Here is a 14,618-nt window from a genome sequence, read left to right on the forward strand (position 1 = left end):
CGGATTACTGCACAGGATCCGTGGTGCGGCTCGCCGCGGGTGGTGCGGGAGTTGAGGAGGTTGCGGCGTCGATCCAGACCTGCAGGTCGTCGTCGGACTCCAGAGCTGCAGCGTTCACCGAGATCCACCCCTGTCCCATCCACCTACCGGCGCCCATCTGCGCACGACGAGCTCCCGGGCGTCCGACGTAGTCGTCGTCGCGCTCGCGCGGTACTCGGACAAGCAAGGCGCCGCCGCCGTTGCCGACGGACACGACCATCTTCCCGTCGACCATGAACGCAAGACCGCCGAACATCGCTTTCTCGGTCACGGTGGACCTGGCGGACAGCGCAGCGCGAACCCGGTCCTCGAGGTCGGCATCACGAGCCATGCGGGAACTTTACGTCGAGTCCCGGCGCGCCGGAAGGTGTGCGGAGCCGCGGATACCGCGGCTGAACGCACCGTCGCGACGAATGCGGTGCAGAAATGTTCGCCTAGCGACGATTTCTGCACAGGATCACCGCAGTCCGCTGCGAGTCTCGAACGGGCCGATCGTGTTGTCCCACGTCATGCCCTTCGCCTCGAGCTCCGCAAGGCGTCGCTCACCCTTCTCTGTGATGTTCGCACGAAACACTTCGCACCAGACCAGGTCTTCACGTTTCGTAGCGAGCAGGTAGCCCTGACTGGTCCCGTGTCCCTCTGCGATCCGGCGCATCGACTCGTCGATGTCTGCGTCCCACTCTTCCCACCCGACGTCGTTGTTCGCCAGCGCTCCGAACGCCATCAACCCGGACTCGGCGAACCAACGAATGACGCCGGCAACGGTGTCGATCGTGGTGTTCCATCCCCGGAAACCGGAAACCATGGCCACGAAGCCCCACAGCGGCATCCAATCATCATCGAGTTCGTCGAGCAGTCGAAACTCCAGGCCCTCTTCGACATTCATCGCACATGCACCTTGATCACTTGAGTACCCTCCGGCTTCACTATGTCGATCACTGATCCACCAGACTTGCTGTCGACTCGCAACTGGATTCCCGTACCGTCCGGCAATTCGTATCGCTCGATAATTTTGACACTGTCACCTGTTCCGACCGCCCTACCCTGCTCAGTGAGTTCGTCGAATACGGTTCGTACGTCCTCTTCCGACTCCACTTGTCTGTTGACACCGCGTCGGCCCGGCTCCGTCAGATCGTTCAACACGTCGTCGACACCCGCCGCATCGACCGGCCCGGCATCCTGGAAGAAGCTGTCCGGCAGCGCGTCGTGGATCGCATCCCACGCATTCATGCCGAACCGGTCGACCAGTGCGAAGGCCATCGCGCCGACGGACAGCACCCCGGCCGCGATCATCGCGTGCACCGCCGCCTCCACGGCCCAGGCCAGGCCGATCGCGAGGGGGACGAAGTGGCGTGGTTCGCCGTCGAGGAGTGCAGCAGACGCGTCGTCGATGGACCGTGCCGCCGACTCGTCCGCATCGATCAGCGCCTGTACATGCGCAGCGATGACCGCCGCATGGGCGGCACCGTTGTCAGCAGCACTGACGACCGACCAGTCCGGTGCGACGAGGCAACCGTCCGCCTCGGCCACGGCGACAGCGTCGAGGAGCGCCTCCCGAGCGACCTCGAGAGCAGAAGCACCGTCGCGCACTGCACGTTCCAGCACCCGTAGCTGACTCGTCCGACGTTGCGCCGCAGCAAAATCACGTCCGAGACGACCTACCGCAGCATCGCCGGCCGCACCCTGCCACGCCTCACGCAGATCGACGCGGCTCCTGTCGATTGCCGCCGCCTGAAAGTCGAGGACTGACGCTCCGTCACCGATCCACGCCGCGTCGATCCGCACGCTGCCGGGATTCCATGACGCCACCACTTCTCGGCGCGGCGCGAGCTCAGCGACCTCCACGCCGGATTCCTTCGAGCCGTGCAGCGTTGGCCGAGTCCGCGTCGGCGTACCCGACGGCGGCGGCATCCAGCGACCGAGCTGTCGCGGAGAAACTCGCGACAAGATCGTTCAGCGCCGACACCGCTCGTGCCTCGGCCCGGGCCAGTGCGGCCGCGGTCGCGGCACCGGGTAGAGCGTTCACACCGCGCGGCAGCACACCGATCTGCTCGGCCTCGCCGAGGACACTTCGACTCGCGGCCCGCATGGCCCCCACATCAGCGACGACGAACATCATCGTTCCCACCCCCTCGTGGGGTAGGACGCGTCAGTCGCACGACGCGTTCCACTATCGGCGTTTGCGCTGCTCACGCCGCATCAGGCGTAGTGTTCGCCGTATCGGAGCCACCTGGTTCCCTTGATCAAGGGGCTGACACCATGGCTGACAAGTCTCCGCGCAACTCGATGACACAGAAATCGGGTAAGTCGCTGAAGGAAAAGCGGCTCGACAAGAGGACGAAGGCCGCGGGCACCATCGCTGCCGACGACGCCTCCGCAGCGGTGAACAAGAAGAAGCGCTGACTGCCCGATCGTGGACTCCCATCCCCGCCCAGCGGTGGCGGAAGTCCACGATCAGCCGGTAGCAGCTCACCCAGTGGGGTACACCGAAGGATGAGCGAAGAAGCGCGCCGCAATGACGGTGACAACGAAGGTCCCGTCGAAGAGGAATTGGAAGAGAGTTTCGACGCGGTCGTCACCGAGGGTGCCGAGCGTCTGCACCGCACCGTTCGCGCGGTGATCGTCACCGGCCTGTTCGGCGGGCTCGAAGTGGCCCTCGGTGTGATGGCCTACCTGGCTGTATTGGACGAGACGGGCAGCCATCTTCTCGCCGGACTGGCGTTCGGGATCGGGCTCGTCGCAATCTATCTCGCGCACAGCGAGCTCTTCACCGAGGATTTCCTCATGCCGGTCGCCGCCGTGGTGTCCCGCGACGGCACTCCCGCCCAACTCGCGAAACTCTGGATCGGCACGCTGCTGGCAAATCTGGTCGGCGGATGGGGAGTCATGTGGCTTGTCGCACACGCATTTCCGCAGTGGCTCACCGTGTTGTCCGAGTCAGCGCACCACTTCGTCGACGCCCCCCTGAACACCCAGTCGATCTGCCTGGCGATCCTCGGCGGCAGCACCATGACACTGCTGACGAGGATGCAGCAGGGAACCACGTCGGACGTCGCCCGCATCATCGCGGCCATGGCGGCCGGCTTCCTGCTGGCGGGCCTCCAGCTGTTCCACTCGATCCTGGACTCGCTGTTGATCTTCGGCGCCATTCACGCCGGCGCGGACGTGGACTACCGGCAGTGGATCGAATGGTTCGGCTATACGGTCGGCTTCAACATCGTCGGTGGCGTGATGCTCGTGACGGTTCTTCGACTGGTGCGTACGAAGGAGTTGGTGAAGGAGGAACGCCGGTCGTGAACCGTCACGTGAGCTCACTGAATCGCTCGGTGTCGCGCACCTGACCGGAGACGATCACCATGTCGTCTTCCGCGATCACGGTGTCGGCCGTGGCGTAGGTGAACCCTTCGCCCGGCCTCTTCACGGCAACGACTGTGACCTTGTACTTGGTGCGCACCGCTGTGTCCCCGAGTCGATGACCGACGAGGAACCGAGCGGGAGTCGTCTTGACCATGGCGAACCCGTCGTCGAATTCGATGTAGTCCATCATGCGACCGCGCACCAGATGGGCGACGCGCTTGCCCATGTCGTGCTCGGGCCGCACCACGTGGTGGACACCGATCTGGGTCAGGATCTTGGCATGCGCGTTGCTGATCGCCTTCGCCCAGACATTGCCCACGGACAGGTTGATCAGGGCAGAGGCGGTGAGAAGACTCGCCTCGAGATCGGATCCGATACCGACGACTGCGCGGTCGTATTCGTGCACCGACAATTGCCGTAACGCTTCCTCGTCGGTGGTGTCCGCGACCGCAGCGTGGGTGAGGCGATCGGAGACCCGTTGCACGACAGCCTCGTCGGAGTCGATGCCGAGCACCTCGGCACCCTGAGCCATCAGTTCGAGCGCCAGGGACTTACCGAAGCGCCCGAGCCCGAGGACCACGACGACGTCGGATGACGGCTTCTTAGCCAATGAACGGCCTCTCTGTGGGGAGTGTGTATCGCCGATCGCGTTCGCGTGCCGCAAGCGCACTGACCAGCGTGATGGAGCCGATGCGGCCCAGGTACATGAGGAGGACGAGTATCAGTTGCCCCCACCCCGGCAGCTGCGCGGTGATACCTGTCGAGAGGCCCACGGTGGCGAAGGCCGACACCACCTCGAACAGCAGTACGTCCAGGTCGAACGGGGTCGCGGCGAGAAGTACCACGACAGGCACCATCACGAGCGCGACACCGACGAGGGCGACGGTCAACGACTGGCGCTGCACCCGGGAGTCGATGCGTCGGTCGAAGATCGTGACCGAGCGATCACCGCGTACCTCGGCGATGATGACGAACAGCAGAATGGCGAAGGTGGTGACCTTGATGCCGCCTGCGGTACCGCCACTGCCACCGCCGATGAACATCAGCACGTCGGTGACCAGCAACGTCGCGTTGTCGGCGTCGGCGTAGTCGATGCTGTTGAAACCGGCGGTCCGCGGCATGATGCCCTGGAACGCGGCCACCAACAGCTTGCCGCCGATTCCGCGCTCGGACAGAGTGTTCGACCATTCCAGCACCAACACCAGGGCCGGGCCGAGAACCAGCAGGATCGCTGTGGCCGTCACGGTCAGCCGGGTGTGTAGCGTCCACCGGCGACGGGTGCGTCCTCGGACGTGTCGGGCCACCTCGAACAAGACCGGGAAACCGATTCCGCCGAGAACGACGGCGACGAGAAGCGGTACGCAGATCCAGGGATCGGTGGCGAAGCCGATCATGTTGTCGCTGAACAACGCGAAGCCGGCGTTGTTGAACGCCGAGACGGAATGGAAGATGCCGAGCCAGAGGGCGCGGCCGGGTGGCTCGTCGTACCCGATGGCGAATCGACCCGCGAGACACAGGGCGACCGCTGCCTCGATCAGCACACTAGTGCGCACAACGCCGACCACGACGCTGCGCACGTCGCCGAGACCGGATGTACGGAGTTCCGCGGCCGCATTGAGGCGTCCGCGGAGGCCGATGCGGTCGGCGAGCACGAGGCCGACCAGCGACGCCATCGTCATGATGCCGAAGCCGCCGATCTGGATGAGCGCGAGAATGACGCCCTGCCCTGCACCCGACCAGTGCGTGGGGGTGTCGACGACGATCAAGCCGGTCAGACACATCGCCGACGTCGCAGTGAACAGGGCGCCCAGCACATCCGTGCTCTTGTCCACCTGAGTCGCCGCGGGCAGCAGTAGGAGAAGAGTGCCCACTGCGATGGCGGCGGCGAAGCCCAGAGCCACCAACCGCAACGGGGTCAACACCGCCCGGGCGGCCCGACGAGGTTCCGGGTTCGAGCTCATCGTCACCGGAGGCACGTTACTGCAGCGCCGCGCGCACCCGCTGCAGACTGCAGCGGGTGCGCACCTCGGCTCTCAGCCGCCGACTCCCACACGCACGTCGGGAGCCCCGAGCCGTGCGGCATCGGCGGTCTCGTCGTCCGGCTGTGCCTGCGATTCGCGTTCTGCCGCAACGCGCTTGCGGTAGTGCTCGATCTCGTCGGACACGTGCTGCTCGTCCCACCCGAGGATCGGTGCGACCAGTCCGGCGACCTCGGATGCGGCGGCTTCGCCGCGGTCGGCCAACTCGATCGACACGCGGATGCGCCGCGTCAGGATGTCGTCGAGGTGCTGCGCACCCTCGTGGCTCGCGGCGTAGACGGCCTCGGCCTTGAGGTAGTCCGGTGCATTCTCCAGGGGCTTGCCGAGCTCCGGGTTCTGATCGATCAGCTCGAGAACCTCACCGACCAGGGTGCCGTAGCGCCCGAGCAGGTGTTCCATCCGACCGACACGCATCCCGGCGCGCTCGGCCGCGAGCTGACGGGAGTTCCAGGCGCCGAAGTAGCCGTCGGCACCGACGAGCGGGATCTTCTCGGTGACGCACTCCGGAACCTTGCGCTCCATGTTGTGCACCGCGGAATCGACCGCGTCCTTCGCCATGACCCGGTACGTCGTGTACTTGCCGCCGGCGATGACGGTGAGGCCACGCACGGGGCTGGAGACGGCGTGCTCGCGGGACAGCGTGCTGGTGGAGTCGGACTCGCCGTACAGCAACGGACGGAGGCCGGCGTAGACACCGACGACGTCCTTGTGATCGAGCGGATCCTGCAGCAGCTTGTTGACGTGCCCGAGGATGTAGTCGATGTCGCTCTTGCTGGCCGCGGGATGCGCCAGGTCGAGCTTCCAGTCGGTGTCGGTGGTGCCGATGATCCAGTGGCTCCCCCACGGAATCACGAAGAGCAACGACTTCTCGGTGCGGGTGATGATGCCCGTCGAGCTGTTGATGCGGTTGCGCGGCACCACGAGGTGCACGCCCTTGGACGCACGAACCTGGAACTGACCGCGGCCGCCGACCATCTCCTGGATCTCGTCGGTCCACACACCGGCAGCGTTGATGACCTGCTTGGCGTGGATCTCGAACGACTCACCCGACTCGAGGTCCGTCGCGACGACGCCGATGACACGGTCGTCCTCACGCAGGAAGCCGGTGACGCGAGTGCTGTTGGCGCACAACGCTCCATACGCCGCCGCGGTGCGGGCGATCATCATGGTGTGGCGGGCGTCGTCGACCTGGCCCTCGTAGAAGCGCACGGCACCGCGGATGGCGGAGCGCTTGCCCGACGGGAAGGACTCCAGCGTCTTCTTCTTGCCCAGGTGCTTGTGGTGCGAGGGCACTCCGCGGCCAGCGCCCATCACGTCGTAGACACCGATACCGAGGCCGACGTACGGCCGGTCGATGATCTTCTCGAGCGGATAGATGAACGGCACGGGGCGTGCGAGGTGCGGGCACAGGTCGTTGAGGACCAGCGACCGCTCCTTGAGCGCCTCGAACACCAGCGCGAAGTTGAACTGCTCGAGGTAGCGCAGGCCACCGTGGAACAGCTTGCTGGACCGGCTGGATGTCCCGGCGGCGTAGTCACGCGCTTCGACGAGACCGACCTTGAGACCGCGGGTGACCGCGTCGAGTGCAGCGCCCGTCCCGACGACACCGCCGCCGATGACGAGGATGTCCATCTCCTCGGTGGCGAGACGTCGGAGTGCTTCCTTGCGGGCTTCGGGGCTGAGAGCTGTTGTGGTGGAATTCATTCGGCATCGACCCAATCGAGTGTTCGTGTGACGGCTTTCTTCCAACCGGCGTAGAGCTTGTCTCGCTCCGCGTCATCCATGGACGGTGTCCACGTCTTGTCCTCGGCCCAGTTCTCGCGGATCTCGTCCTCGCTCGCCCAGAATCCGACAGCAAGGCCCGCCGCGTACGCCGCGCCCAGTGCAGTGGTCTCTGCGACCACCGGCCGGACGACATCCACGTTGAGGATGTCGGACTGGAACTGCATCAGCAGCTCATTCACCACCATACCGCCGTCGACCTTGAGCACCTCGAGGTCGACGCCCGAATCGGCGTTCATGGCCTCGATGACCTCGCGTGTCTGGTACGCGGTGGCCTCGAGCACGGCTCGCGCCAAGTGGCCCTTGTTGACGAATCGGGTGAGTCCGACGATGGCGCCGCGGGCGTCGGAGCGCCAGTGCGGAGCGAACAGACCGGAGAACGCGGGCACGAAGTAGGCGCCGCCGTTGTCGTCCACGGAGCGCGCGTCGACCTCGATATCCGCTGCGGTGGAGATCATTCCGAGGTTGTCACGCAGCCACTGCACCAGCGATCCGGTGACGGCGATGGAACCCTCGAGGGCGTACACCGTCGGCTGGTCGCCGATCTTGTAGCAGACCGTGGTGAGCAGTCCGTTCTTGCTCATCACCTTGTCGGTACCTGTGTTCAACAGCACGAAGTTGCCTGTGCCATAGGTGTTCTTCGCCTCACCGGGCGAGAGGCACGCCTGGCCGAACGTGGCCGCCTGCTGGTCGCCGAGGATGCCGGCAATGGGGACACCGCTGAGCGAACCGCGCTCGCGGACGTTGCCGTACACCTCGGACGAGCTGCGGATCTCCGGGAGCATGGACATCGGGATGCCCATGTCGGCACAGATGCTCTCGTCCCAGGCGAGGGTGTCGAGGTCCATGAGCAGTGTGCGCGAGGCATTGGTGGGGTCGGTGTAGTGCAGACCCCCGTCGGTACCGCCGGTCATGTTCCACAGGACCCAGGTGTCCATGTTGCCGAAGCACAGCTCGCCGGCGTCGGCCTTCTCCTGCGCACCCTCGACGTTGTCGAGGATCCACTTGACCTTGGGCCCCGAGAAGTAGGTCGCGAGCGGCAGACCGGTCTTCGCGGTGTACTTGCTCGCGTCACCGCCGCCGAGCTTGGTGACGATGCGGTCGGTGCGGGTGTCCTGCCAGACGATGGCGTTGTAGACGGGCTTGCCGGTGGAGCGTTCCCACACCAGCGCGGTCTCGCGCTGGTTGGTGATGCCCACGGCCGCGATGTCCTTGGGTGTGAGGTCGGCTGCCGCGAGTGCGCCCGCGGAGACACTACGGACGTTGTTCCAGATCTCGACGGCGTCGTGTTCGACCCAACCTGCCTGAGGGAAGATCTGCTTGTGCTCGCGCTGGTCGGCGGCGACGACGGTGCCCTTGTGATCGAAGATCATGCACCGGGTCGAGGTGGTGCCCTGATCGATCGCTGCGACGTAACGGGTTTCGGTCATGAGTGGTTCTCCTGGGTAGTGGAGTGGACGATCACGCGGACTTCTCGGGCAGACGGCTGGGCTCTTGCTCGTCGTCGCCGTCGGGATCGGCCGGCAGGAACCGGCCCACCAGGTTGTCGTAGAGCAGCACGCCGATCGGGCCGCCGATGATGGGCCCGACGATCGGCACCCAGAAGTAGAGGCTTCCGTACTGATCTCGCCATGCCCCACCGTATCCCGTGATGAACGACGCCAGGCGGGGTCCGAAATCACGAGCCGGGTTGATCGCGTATCCGGCGTTGGTGCCCCACGCGAAGCCGATGGCCACCACGATGAATCCGATGATGAGCGGCGCCATGTTGGACAGGGGCGGGCTGTTGCGGGTGTCGGTCACGGCAACGATGAGGAACAGCAGGATCGCGGTGCCGATGATCTGGTCGATCAGCGCGGAGCCGAGGCTGACGGGCAGCGTGCCGTTACCCGGGAGCGTCGAGAAGATCGTCTGGGTGGCAGTTGTGTGCTCGGGGTCGATCGCGTTGAGCATGTCGTTGTAGTTCCACCGCACCAGCAAGGCGGCCACGAAGGCGCCGAGTGTCTGAGCGAGGGCGTACGGCGCGACCTTCGACCACGCGAAGCCTCGGAACAACGCGAAGGACAGCGTGACCGCGGGATTGAGGTGGGCGCCGGTAGCGCGGCCGGCGACGTAGACGCCGAACATGACACCCAGGCCCCAGGCCCAGGCAATGGAGTCGTGGTCGCCGAGGCTTCCCGTCTCACCACCGGAGACCACCTGCGCGACGACGCCGGCACCGAACAGAATGAGGATCATCGTTCCCGCGAATTCGGCTGCCATTTCTGCCGGCAACCCCCACTTCGCGCGCTTGTCCGCCATGCACAGCCTCCTGGTAGTTGTGGTGCATATTTGTGATGCACGCCATAAGAACTCGGTGAAGGCAATGCTAGGTGACATGCACGTCGGCGCAAAGCGCGTGCACATATGTGCAAATGCGACTCGATCCAGGTACCGAAGTGGCCGGATCATGGTTTAGCGTGAGGTGGTGTCGGAGCTGAACATGTACGGGGAACACCTGATCCCCGACGCGACGGATCCGCGCACCACGGACGCCGTGCAGGCCGCGCGGCTCTACTACTTCCAGGACTTGACGATGGCGGCGATCGGCCGAGAAATGGGTGTCTCCCGCAGCACGGTGTCCCGCCTCATCACGTTCGCCCGCACGTCGGGACTGGTGGAGATCAAGATCAGCACTGCCTTGGGCCAAGCGCCCGGCCTCGAGCGCGCGTTCGCCGATCGCTACGGCGTGCGAGCTCACGTCGTGCCTGTTCCGGAGACGGTGAGCGACGTCGATCGCCTCGACCGGGTCGCCATGTTCGCGGGCCGACTGCTGACGACGTTCTTCGCCTCCGACATGGTCATGGGCGTTGCGTGGGGTACAACTTTGAGCGCGGTCAGTCGACACCTCGCTCCGAAGCGCACACACAACTCGCATGTCGTTCAACTCAACGGCGCAGCTAACACACGCACCACCGGAGTGTCCTACGCGACGGACATCGTCCGCACTGTCGCCGACGCGTACGGCGCTCTGCCGCAGGGATTTCCGGTTCCGGCGTTCTTCGACTACCCGGAGACTCGGCAGATGCTCTGGCGCGAACGCAGCATCAAGCGCGTTCTGGATCTGCAGGAGCGTATGGACCTCGCAGTGTTCAGCATCGGCGTCCACGGCGGCGCCGTGCCGAGCCACGTCTACAGCGCGGGCTACCTGGAGAAGTCGGATCTCGACGAACTCGACCGGGACGGAGTCGTGGGCGACATCGCCACCGTCTTCCTCCGCTCCGACGGCAGTTACGACCGCATCGCGCTGAACGATCGCGCGAGCGGCCCACGACTCGACCGGCTCAAAGCTGTTCCACGGCGGGTGTGCATCGTCGCGGGCGAGTACAAGCTCACCGCACTGCGAGCCGCCCTCGCGGGCAAGATCGTCACCGACCTCGTGATCGACGACCTCAGCGCGGCAACACTGTTGCAGGCGTAGGTCAGCCCTTCTTCTTCGTCCCGGGCAGAATCCCTGCGGAGATGACGGCCTTGACGTAGGGCCGTGCGGAGGAGATGAGCTCCTCCGCATCGTTGACACCACGCCACGCCGCGGACGCCATGATGTCGGTCCGGTCCTCGATGTGGCGGTCGAGTGCGACGCCGTCGTCCGTCAGGGTCTCGACGCCGTCGGCTGACCTGAGCAGACCACGCGCGGCGAGCTGCTCGGCCGCGGAGTCCCACTGCTCGTCCGACCACTCGCGCGTCAGCTGTGTGATGCGGCGTCCCAGCACGCGCCGCGCACCGGGCTCGGGGTGCTGAGCCTCGTGGAAGACGCACGCCTCGACCGGGTCCAACTGTGCATCGAGCAGTGCCGCGAGATGGCCGTCCCCGCGCCATTCCCTCAGAACCGCGATGGCGTGCCACAGCTGCAGGTGCGGGACGTCGGGCGCCGACGACTGATGCCACGCTGCGGACAGTGGGCGGCCGGCGAAGGTCAGCGTGTCGCCGATGCCGTGCAGGCGGTCGGCCAGCGACGTGAGGCCCGGGTCGGTTGACGACTCGCCCAACGCTTGTCCGAGAACTGTGTCCAGCGCCGCCCATCGGCGTTCGGCGACGGCGTCGAGGCCGGCAGCGACCGCGGCCGGCCAGGCGCGCCCGACGAGCACCGGGCTGAAGCTGTAGAACGCGGCCGCGACGACGTCGGCCGCGCACGGTCCCATCGGCTGCGCCCGGGAGCCCACGTACCAGGCGTGTCCGTCGAGGCCGGTGTCCTTCCCTGCATTCCCGAGTTCCGGGTTGAAGTAGGCCGAGATATGGAATGGCTCGAACGTGCGGTACGCAGCGCGGGCGTGGGCAGCTGCCGTGGAGTCGGTCATGGGTCGAACCTACTGGGCGCGGTGTACCGCGGGACCCCCGAATCGACGACAGCGCTGGACACTCCCTGGTGGGAGTGCCCAGCGCTGTCCGGAATGCGGTGTCAGGACGCCGATGCCTCGAGCGAGGTCTGCTCACCGGTGTTCTCGGCCTGCGCGATGCTGATCTTGCGCGGCGCGGCGCGCTCGGACAGCGGGATGTGCACGGAGAGAACACCGTTGTCGTACGACGCGGTGATGCGCTCGGTGTCGATGCCGTCACCCAGCGCGAGCTGACGCCGGTAGGTGCCCGTGAAGCGCTCCGAGGTGAGCCATTGCCGGGAGTCGCCGCTCGGTGCCGAACGGTGGGCCGTCACCGTGAGGGTCCCACGGTCTACATCGAGGTCGATCGAGCCCGGATCCACACCCGGAAGGTCTGCGTCGAGGACGTAGTGGTCGTCGACCTTGTACAGATCCATCGGCATGAACCGCGGCGAACGGTCGGTGCCCGACCCGGCTCCCAGCAAGCTCGAGGTCATGGCGTCGAGGTCACGGAAAGGATCGAAGCGAAGCACAGCAACACACCTCCTGATATCTCGTGGATACCGAGCCCGTCATGCCCGGCTCCTCTGTGCGTGACACCCAATTTAGCACTCGGCACCGGAGAGTGCCAAGTACTTTCTCGAAGATTTTTGTCCCGAAGATGCACTCGCAGAGCAGGACTGGTGAGCGACAGGTACGGAGCCCGCCCGGCGGCTAGGCTGATGGAAGTGCGCGAAACGGACACCGCCGTTTCCGGAAGAAAGGCCTCTCACCCATGGCGATCGATTACACCAAAAGGCCGTCCACCCCCGCCCCGGCGGCGGGCGGCGTCAATCTGAGGAAGGTGACTCTGTCGAAGGCAGCGCCGACGGTGAACCTGGCCAAGAAGGGCGAGAGCCAGGGCGCTATGCGCGTCAACCTCAACTGGTCGCAGGGCGCGGCCGCACCCGAGCCGAAGAAGAAGGGCTTCCTGGCCAAGCTCGCCGCCGCGTCGTACGGCACCGGTGGGGTCGACCTCGACCTCGGCTGCCTCTACGAGCTGGGGGACGGGTCGAAGGGAGTCATCCAGGCACTGGGCAAGAGCTTCGGCGCGCTGGAGAGCGCACCGTTCATCCAGCTCGACGGCGACGACCGCTCCGGATCCGTCACGGGCGGCGAGAACATGCACATCAACCTCGCGCGGCCCGACGTCTTCAAGCGGATCCTCATCTTCGCGATGATCTACGACGGCGCCCCGAACTGGGCCGCAGTCGACGGCGTCGTCACGCTGTTCCCCACCAGCGGCCCGCAGGTGGAGGTGCGTCTGGACTCCGACAACAACTCCGCCCGCATCTGCTCGATCGCGCTGATCCAGAACACCGGTCAGGGCATCACGGTCACCCGTGAGGTCGAGTACATCCAGGGCAGCCAGGCGGACCTGGACAAGAAGTACGGCTGGGGCATGCGGTGGGCGGCCGGGCGCAAGTAGCCGGTCAGGGAGCCGGCAGCACCTGTGTGAACAGCACCGCGCCGGTTCCGTCGCACAGGTTCACCGTCAGCGACCGCGAGTCCTTGTCGATCAGCACCTCCCCGAAGTGCTGGAAGGTATCGAGCGGTGAGGCATTCGGCTCCGGGGGTGCGTGCACGAACACAGCCTCCGGGCCGAAGGTGGAGTCGAGGTCGTTCGGCCCGAACGCACCCGCGTTGAGAGGCCCGCTGACGAACTCCCAGAACTCGCGGAACTCCTGGTAGGCGGCGCGCTCGGGTGAATACCGATGCGCCGCCGTGTAATGCACGTCTGCGGTGAGCCACACGGTGCCGGTGACGTCGTTCCGATCGATCGCGGTGAGCACCTGCGCGATGTCGGTCTCCCGACCGAGCGGGGCACCCGGATCCCCGTTGCCGACGCCCTCCTGCGCGGTCTTCCCGTCCGGCACCACGAGTCCCAGCGGAAGGTCGTTGGCAATGACCTTCCAGGTGGCGGTTGAGCGGGACAACTCGTCGATCAGCCACCGCCGCTGAGCATCTCCGAGAATCTCCCCGGTCGCGGCAGTGTTGGCACTGTTCGCGTCCTTGTAGCTCCTCATGTCCAACACGAAGACGTCGAGCAGCGGACCGTACGCGATCTTCCGGTACACCCGCCCGTCGACGGCCTCGGCGGGAGCGACGGGAAGCCACTCGTGAAATGCCTGCAAGGCCCGTTGCGACAACAGGTTCACATCTTTCACGGTGTACTGCTCGAGGTCGAGAATCTCACCGGGATACCAGTTGTTGACGGTCTCGTGATCGTCCCACTGCACCACCTGCGCGACCGAGGAGTTGAAGCGTCGGTAGTTGTCGTCGGTGAGGTTGTACGCGTACTGCCCGCGATACTCGTCGAGGGTCTCCGCGACTTTGGACTTGGCCTCGGACATCGTGTTCCGCCACACCCGGCCGTCGGGCAACGCGACACTCTCCTCGAGCGGACCGTCGGCGTAGACGACATCGCCGCTGTGCAGGAACAAGTCCGGTTCCCGATCGGCCATCGCGCCGAAGATGGTCATGCCGCCGATGTCGGGGTTGATCCCGTAACCCTGACCGGCCGTGTCACCGCCCCACAGGAGGCGGATGTTCGACGGGCTGTCGGGAGCCGTGGAGAACACCCCGGTGACGGGCTCCGACGTGGCGCCGTCCTCGCCCTCCAGCGTCACGCGATAGTGCACTCGCTGCCCCGCCGGCAGACCCGTGAGTCGCAGCACGCCGGTGCCGTCGGACTGCGGTGTGAGGAGAGGTCCCCGCGTCGTCGTGACGGAGGAGAACGCGTCGGTGGCCGACGTGTCGACGACCATCGTCGCGGGCGTGTCCGACCGAGCCCAGACCAGCGCACCGTCGGCCCGGACGTCACCGCTCGCGACGCCGTGGGTGAGCGTCGGGCGAGCGCGAACCAACGCTGGACCGGTGTTGCAGGCCAGCAAGGGCGAGGCTGCTGCGCCGAGCGCTGCATAGCGGAACAGGGATCGTCTCGACATCTGCATGGCTCGCACGGTGCCGGATCGACGTGAACGCGCAGTGTCTCCCGGGAGGACAG

Annotated in this window: 16 protein-coding genes; 4 read left to right on the forward strand and 12 right to left on the reverse strand. The window is 65.9% G+C overall.

The genetic code is table 11. The features are described 5' to 3' along the window. Positions 1 to 4 precede the first annotated feature (4 nt). From ASG64_RS10725 to ASG64_RS10740, 4 genes are all read right to left on the reverse strand, one after another. Positions 5 to 370 (reverse strand): TfoX/Sxy family protein, encoded by a 366-nt coding sequence (locus tag ASG64_RS10725; RefSeq protein ID WP_056073484.1) that lies wholly within the window; start codon positions 368 to 370, stop codon positions 5 to 7. Positions 371 to 496: 126 nt separating this feature from the next. Continuing rightward, positions 497 to 925: a hypothetical protein gene (locus ASG64_RS10730; protein ID WP_056073486.1), complete on the reverse strand. Its 429-nt coding sequence runs from the start codon at positions 923 to 925 to the stop codon at positions 497 to 499. Next, positions 922 to 1,884, reverse strand: coding sequence for a hypothetical protein (locus ASG64_RS10735; protein ID WP_056073488.1), 963 nt, complete (start codon positions 1,882 to 1,884; stop codon positions 922 to 924). The genes ASG64_RS10730 and ASG64_RS10735 overlap by 4 nt, the downstream gene beginning before the upstream one ends. Continuing rightward, entirely contained in the window at positions 1,871 to 2,158 is a 288-nt protein-coding gene (locus tag ASG64_RS10740) for a hypothetical protein (protein ID WP_056073490.1), read from the reverse strand. Before ASG64_RS10740 ends, ASG64_RS10735 begins: the two co-directional genes overlap by 14 nt. A gap of 140 nt (positions 2,159 to 2,298) precedes the next feature. Here ASG64_RS10740 and ASG64_RS21900 point away from each other — a divergent pair, with 140 nt between their 5' ends. After that, positions 2,299 to 2,442, forward strand: a complete 144-nt coding sequence (locus ASG64_RS21900; protein ID WP_200933459.1) for a hypothetical protein — start codon at positions 2,299 to 2,301, stop codon at positions 2,440 to 2,442. A gap of 90 nt (positions 2,443 to 2,532) precedes the next feature. Beyond that, complete coding sequence (locus ASG64_RS10745; RefSeq protein ID WP_056073492.1) at positions 2,533 to 3,336, forward strand: formate/nitrite transporter family protein; 804 nt, start codon at positions 2,533 to 2,535, stop codon at positions 3,334 to 3,336. 4 nt (positions 3,337 to 3,340) lie between these two features. Here the strand turns inward: ASG64_RS10745 and ASG64_RS10750 are convergent, their stop codons facing one another. The 5 genes from ASG64_RS10750 to ASG64_RS10770 form a co-directional block, all read right to left on the reverse strand. Next, on the reverse strand, positions 3,341 to 4,006 hold the full coding sequence (locus ASG64_RS10750; RefSeq protein ID WP_082518389.1) for a potassium channel family protein: 666 nt from the start codon (positions 4,004 to 4,006) through the stop codon (positions 3,341 to 3,343). Continuing rightward, the gene (locus tag ASG64_RS10755) at positions 3,999 to 5,357 is read right to left on the reverse strand and encodes a TrkH family potassium uptake protein (protein WP_056073494.1); all 1,359 of its coding nucleotides are present in this window, start codon (positions 5,355 to 5,357) and stop codon (positions 3,999 to 4,001) included. Before ASG64_RS10755 ends, ASG64_RS10750 begins: the two co-directional genes overlap by 8 nt. A 72-nt stretch (positions 5,358 to 5,429) precedes the next feature. Then, positions 5,430 to 7,139, reverse strand: coding sequence for a glycerol-3-phosphate dehydrogenase/oxidase (locus ASG64_RS10760; protein ID WP_056073496.1), 1,710 nt, complete (start codon positions 7,137 to 7,139; stop codon positions 5,430 to 5,432). Further along, entirely contained in the window at positions 7,136 to 8,647 is a 1,512-nt protein-coding gene (glpK, locus tag ASG64_RS10765; RefSeq protein ID WP_056073498.1) for a glycerol kinase GlpK, read from the reverse strand. The genes ASG64_RS10760 and glpK overlap by 4 nt, the downstream gene beginning before the upstream one ends. A 31-nt stretch (positions 8,648 to 8,678) precedes the next feature. Then, positions 8,679 to 9,518 carry an MIP/aquaporin family protein gene (locus tag ASG64_RS10770; protein ID WP_056073500.1) on the reverse strand — a complete coding sequence of 280 codons (840 nt, stop codon included), beginning with the start codon at positions 9,516 to 9,518 and terminating at the stop codon, positions 8,679 to 8,681. 166 nt (positions 9,519 to 9,684) lie between these two features. On the opposite strand from ASG64_RS10770, the gene ASG64_RS10775 reads away from it, so the two are divergent. After that, a complete protein-coding gene (locus tag ASG64_RS10775) occupies positions 9,685 to 10,677 on the forward strand; it encodes a sugar-binding transcriptional regulator (RefSeq protein WP_235579572.1) in 993 nt (330 codons plus the stop codon). A gap of 1 nt (position 10,678) precedes the next feature. Here ASG64_RS10775 and ASG64_RS10780 read toward each other — a convergent pair whose 3' ends face one another. Together ASG64_RS10780 and ASG64_RS10785 are read right to left on the reverse strand one after the other, a co-directional pair. Next, complete coding sequence (locus ASG64_RS10780; protein WP_056073503.1) at positions 10,679 to 11,554, reverse strand: SCO6745 family protein; 876 nt, start codon at positions 11,552 to 11,554, stop codon at positions 10,679 to 10,681. Between the two features lie 101 nt (positions 11,555 to 11,655). Beyond that, positions 11,656 to 12,105, reverse strand: coding sequence for an Hsp20/alpha crystallin family protein (locus ASG64_RS10785; protein WP_042573789.1), 450 nt, complete (start codon positions 12,103 to 12,105; stop codon positions 11,656 to 11,658). Between the two features lie 242 nt (positions 12,106 to 12,347). Here ASG64_RS10785 and ASG64_RS10790 point away from each other — a divergent pair, with 242 nt between their 5' ends. Next, complete coding sequence (locus ASG64_RS10790) at positions 12,348 to 13,040, forward strand: TerD family protein (protein ID WP_056073505.1); 693 nt, start codon at positions 12,348 to 12,350, stop codon at positions 13,038 to 13,040. A 4-nt stretch (positions 13,041 to 13,044) separates the two neighbouring features. Here the strand turns inward: ASG64_RS10790 and ASG64_RS10795 are convergent, their stop codons facing one another. Further along, a complete protein-coding gene (locus ASG64_RS10795; RefSeq protein WP_056073507.1) occupies positions 13,045 to 14,565 on the reverse strand; it encodes an alkaline phosphatase D family protein in 1,521 nt (506 codons plus the stop codon). Positions 14,566 to 14,618 lie beyond the last annotated feature (53 nt).

The sequence above is a fragment of the Rhodococcus sp. Leaf247 genome (assembly GCF_001426185.1).
Classification (GTDB): Bacteria; Actinomycetota; Actinomycetes; order Mycobacteriales; family Mycobacteriaceae; genus Rhodococcoides.

Coding starts and splice junctions, on each gene's coding strand:
- ASG64_RS10755 (WP_056073494.1), bottom strand. CDS start 5,357: ATGAGCTCGAACCCGGAACCTCGTCGGGCCGCCCGGGCGGTGTTGACC.
- ASG64_RS10790 (WP_056073505.1), top strand. CDS start 12,348: ATGGCGATCGATTACACCAAAAGGCCGTCCACCCCCGCCCCGGCGGCG.
- glpK (WP_056073498.1), bottom strand. CDS start 8,647: ATGACCGAAACCCGTTACGTCGCAGCGATCGATCAGGGCACCACCTCG.
- ASG64_RS10780 (WP_056073503.1), bottom strand. CDS start 11,554: ATGACCGACTCCACGGCAGCTGCCCACGCCCGCGCTGCGTACCGCACG.
- ASG64_RS10730 (WP_056073486.1), bottom strand. CDS start 925: ATGAATGTCGAAGAGGGCCTGGAGTTTCGACTGCTCGACGAACTCGAT.
- ASG64_RS10740 (WP_056073490.1), bottom strand. CDS start 2,158: ATGATGTTCGTCGTCGCTGATGTGGGGGCCATGCGGGCCGCGAGTCGA.
- ASG64_RS10795 (WP_056073507.1), bottom strand. CDS start 14,565: ATGCAGATGTCGAGACGATCCCTGTTCCGCTATGCAGCGCTCGGCGCA.
- ASG64_RS10745 (WP_056073492.1), top strand. CDS start 2,533: ATGAGCGAAGAAGCGCGCCGCAATGACGGTGACAACGAAGGTCCCGTC.
- ASG64_RS21900 (WP_200933459.1), top strand. CDS start 2,299: ATGGCTGACAAGTCTCCGCGCAACTCGATGACACAGAAATCGGGTAAG.
- ASG64_RS10760 (WP_056073496.1), bottom strand. CDS start 7,139: ATGAATTCCACCACAACAGCTCTCAGCCCCGAAGCCCGCAAGGAAGCA.
- ASG64_RS10725 (WP_056073484.1), bottom strand. CDS start 370: ATGGCTCGTGATGCCGACCTCGAGGACCGGGTTCGCGCTGCGCTGTCC.
- ASG64_RS10770 (WP_056073500.1), bottom strand. CDS start 9,518: ATGGCGGACAAGCGCGCGAAGTGGGGGTTGCCGGCAGAAATGGCAGCC.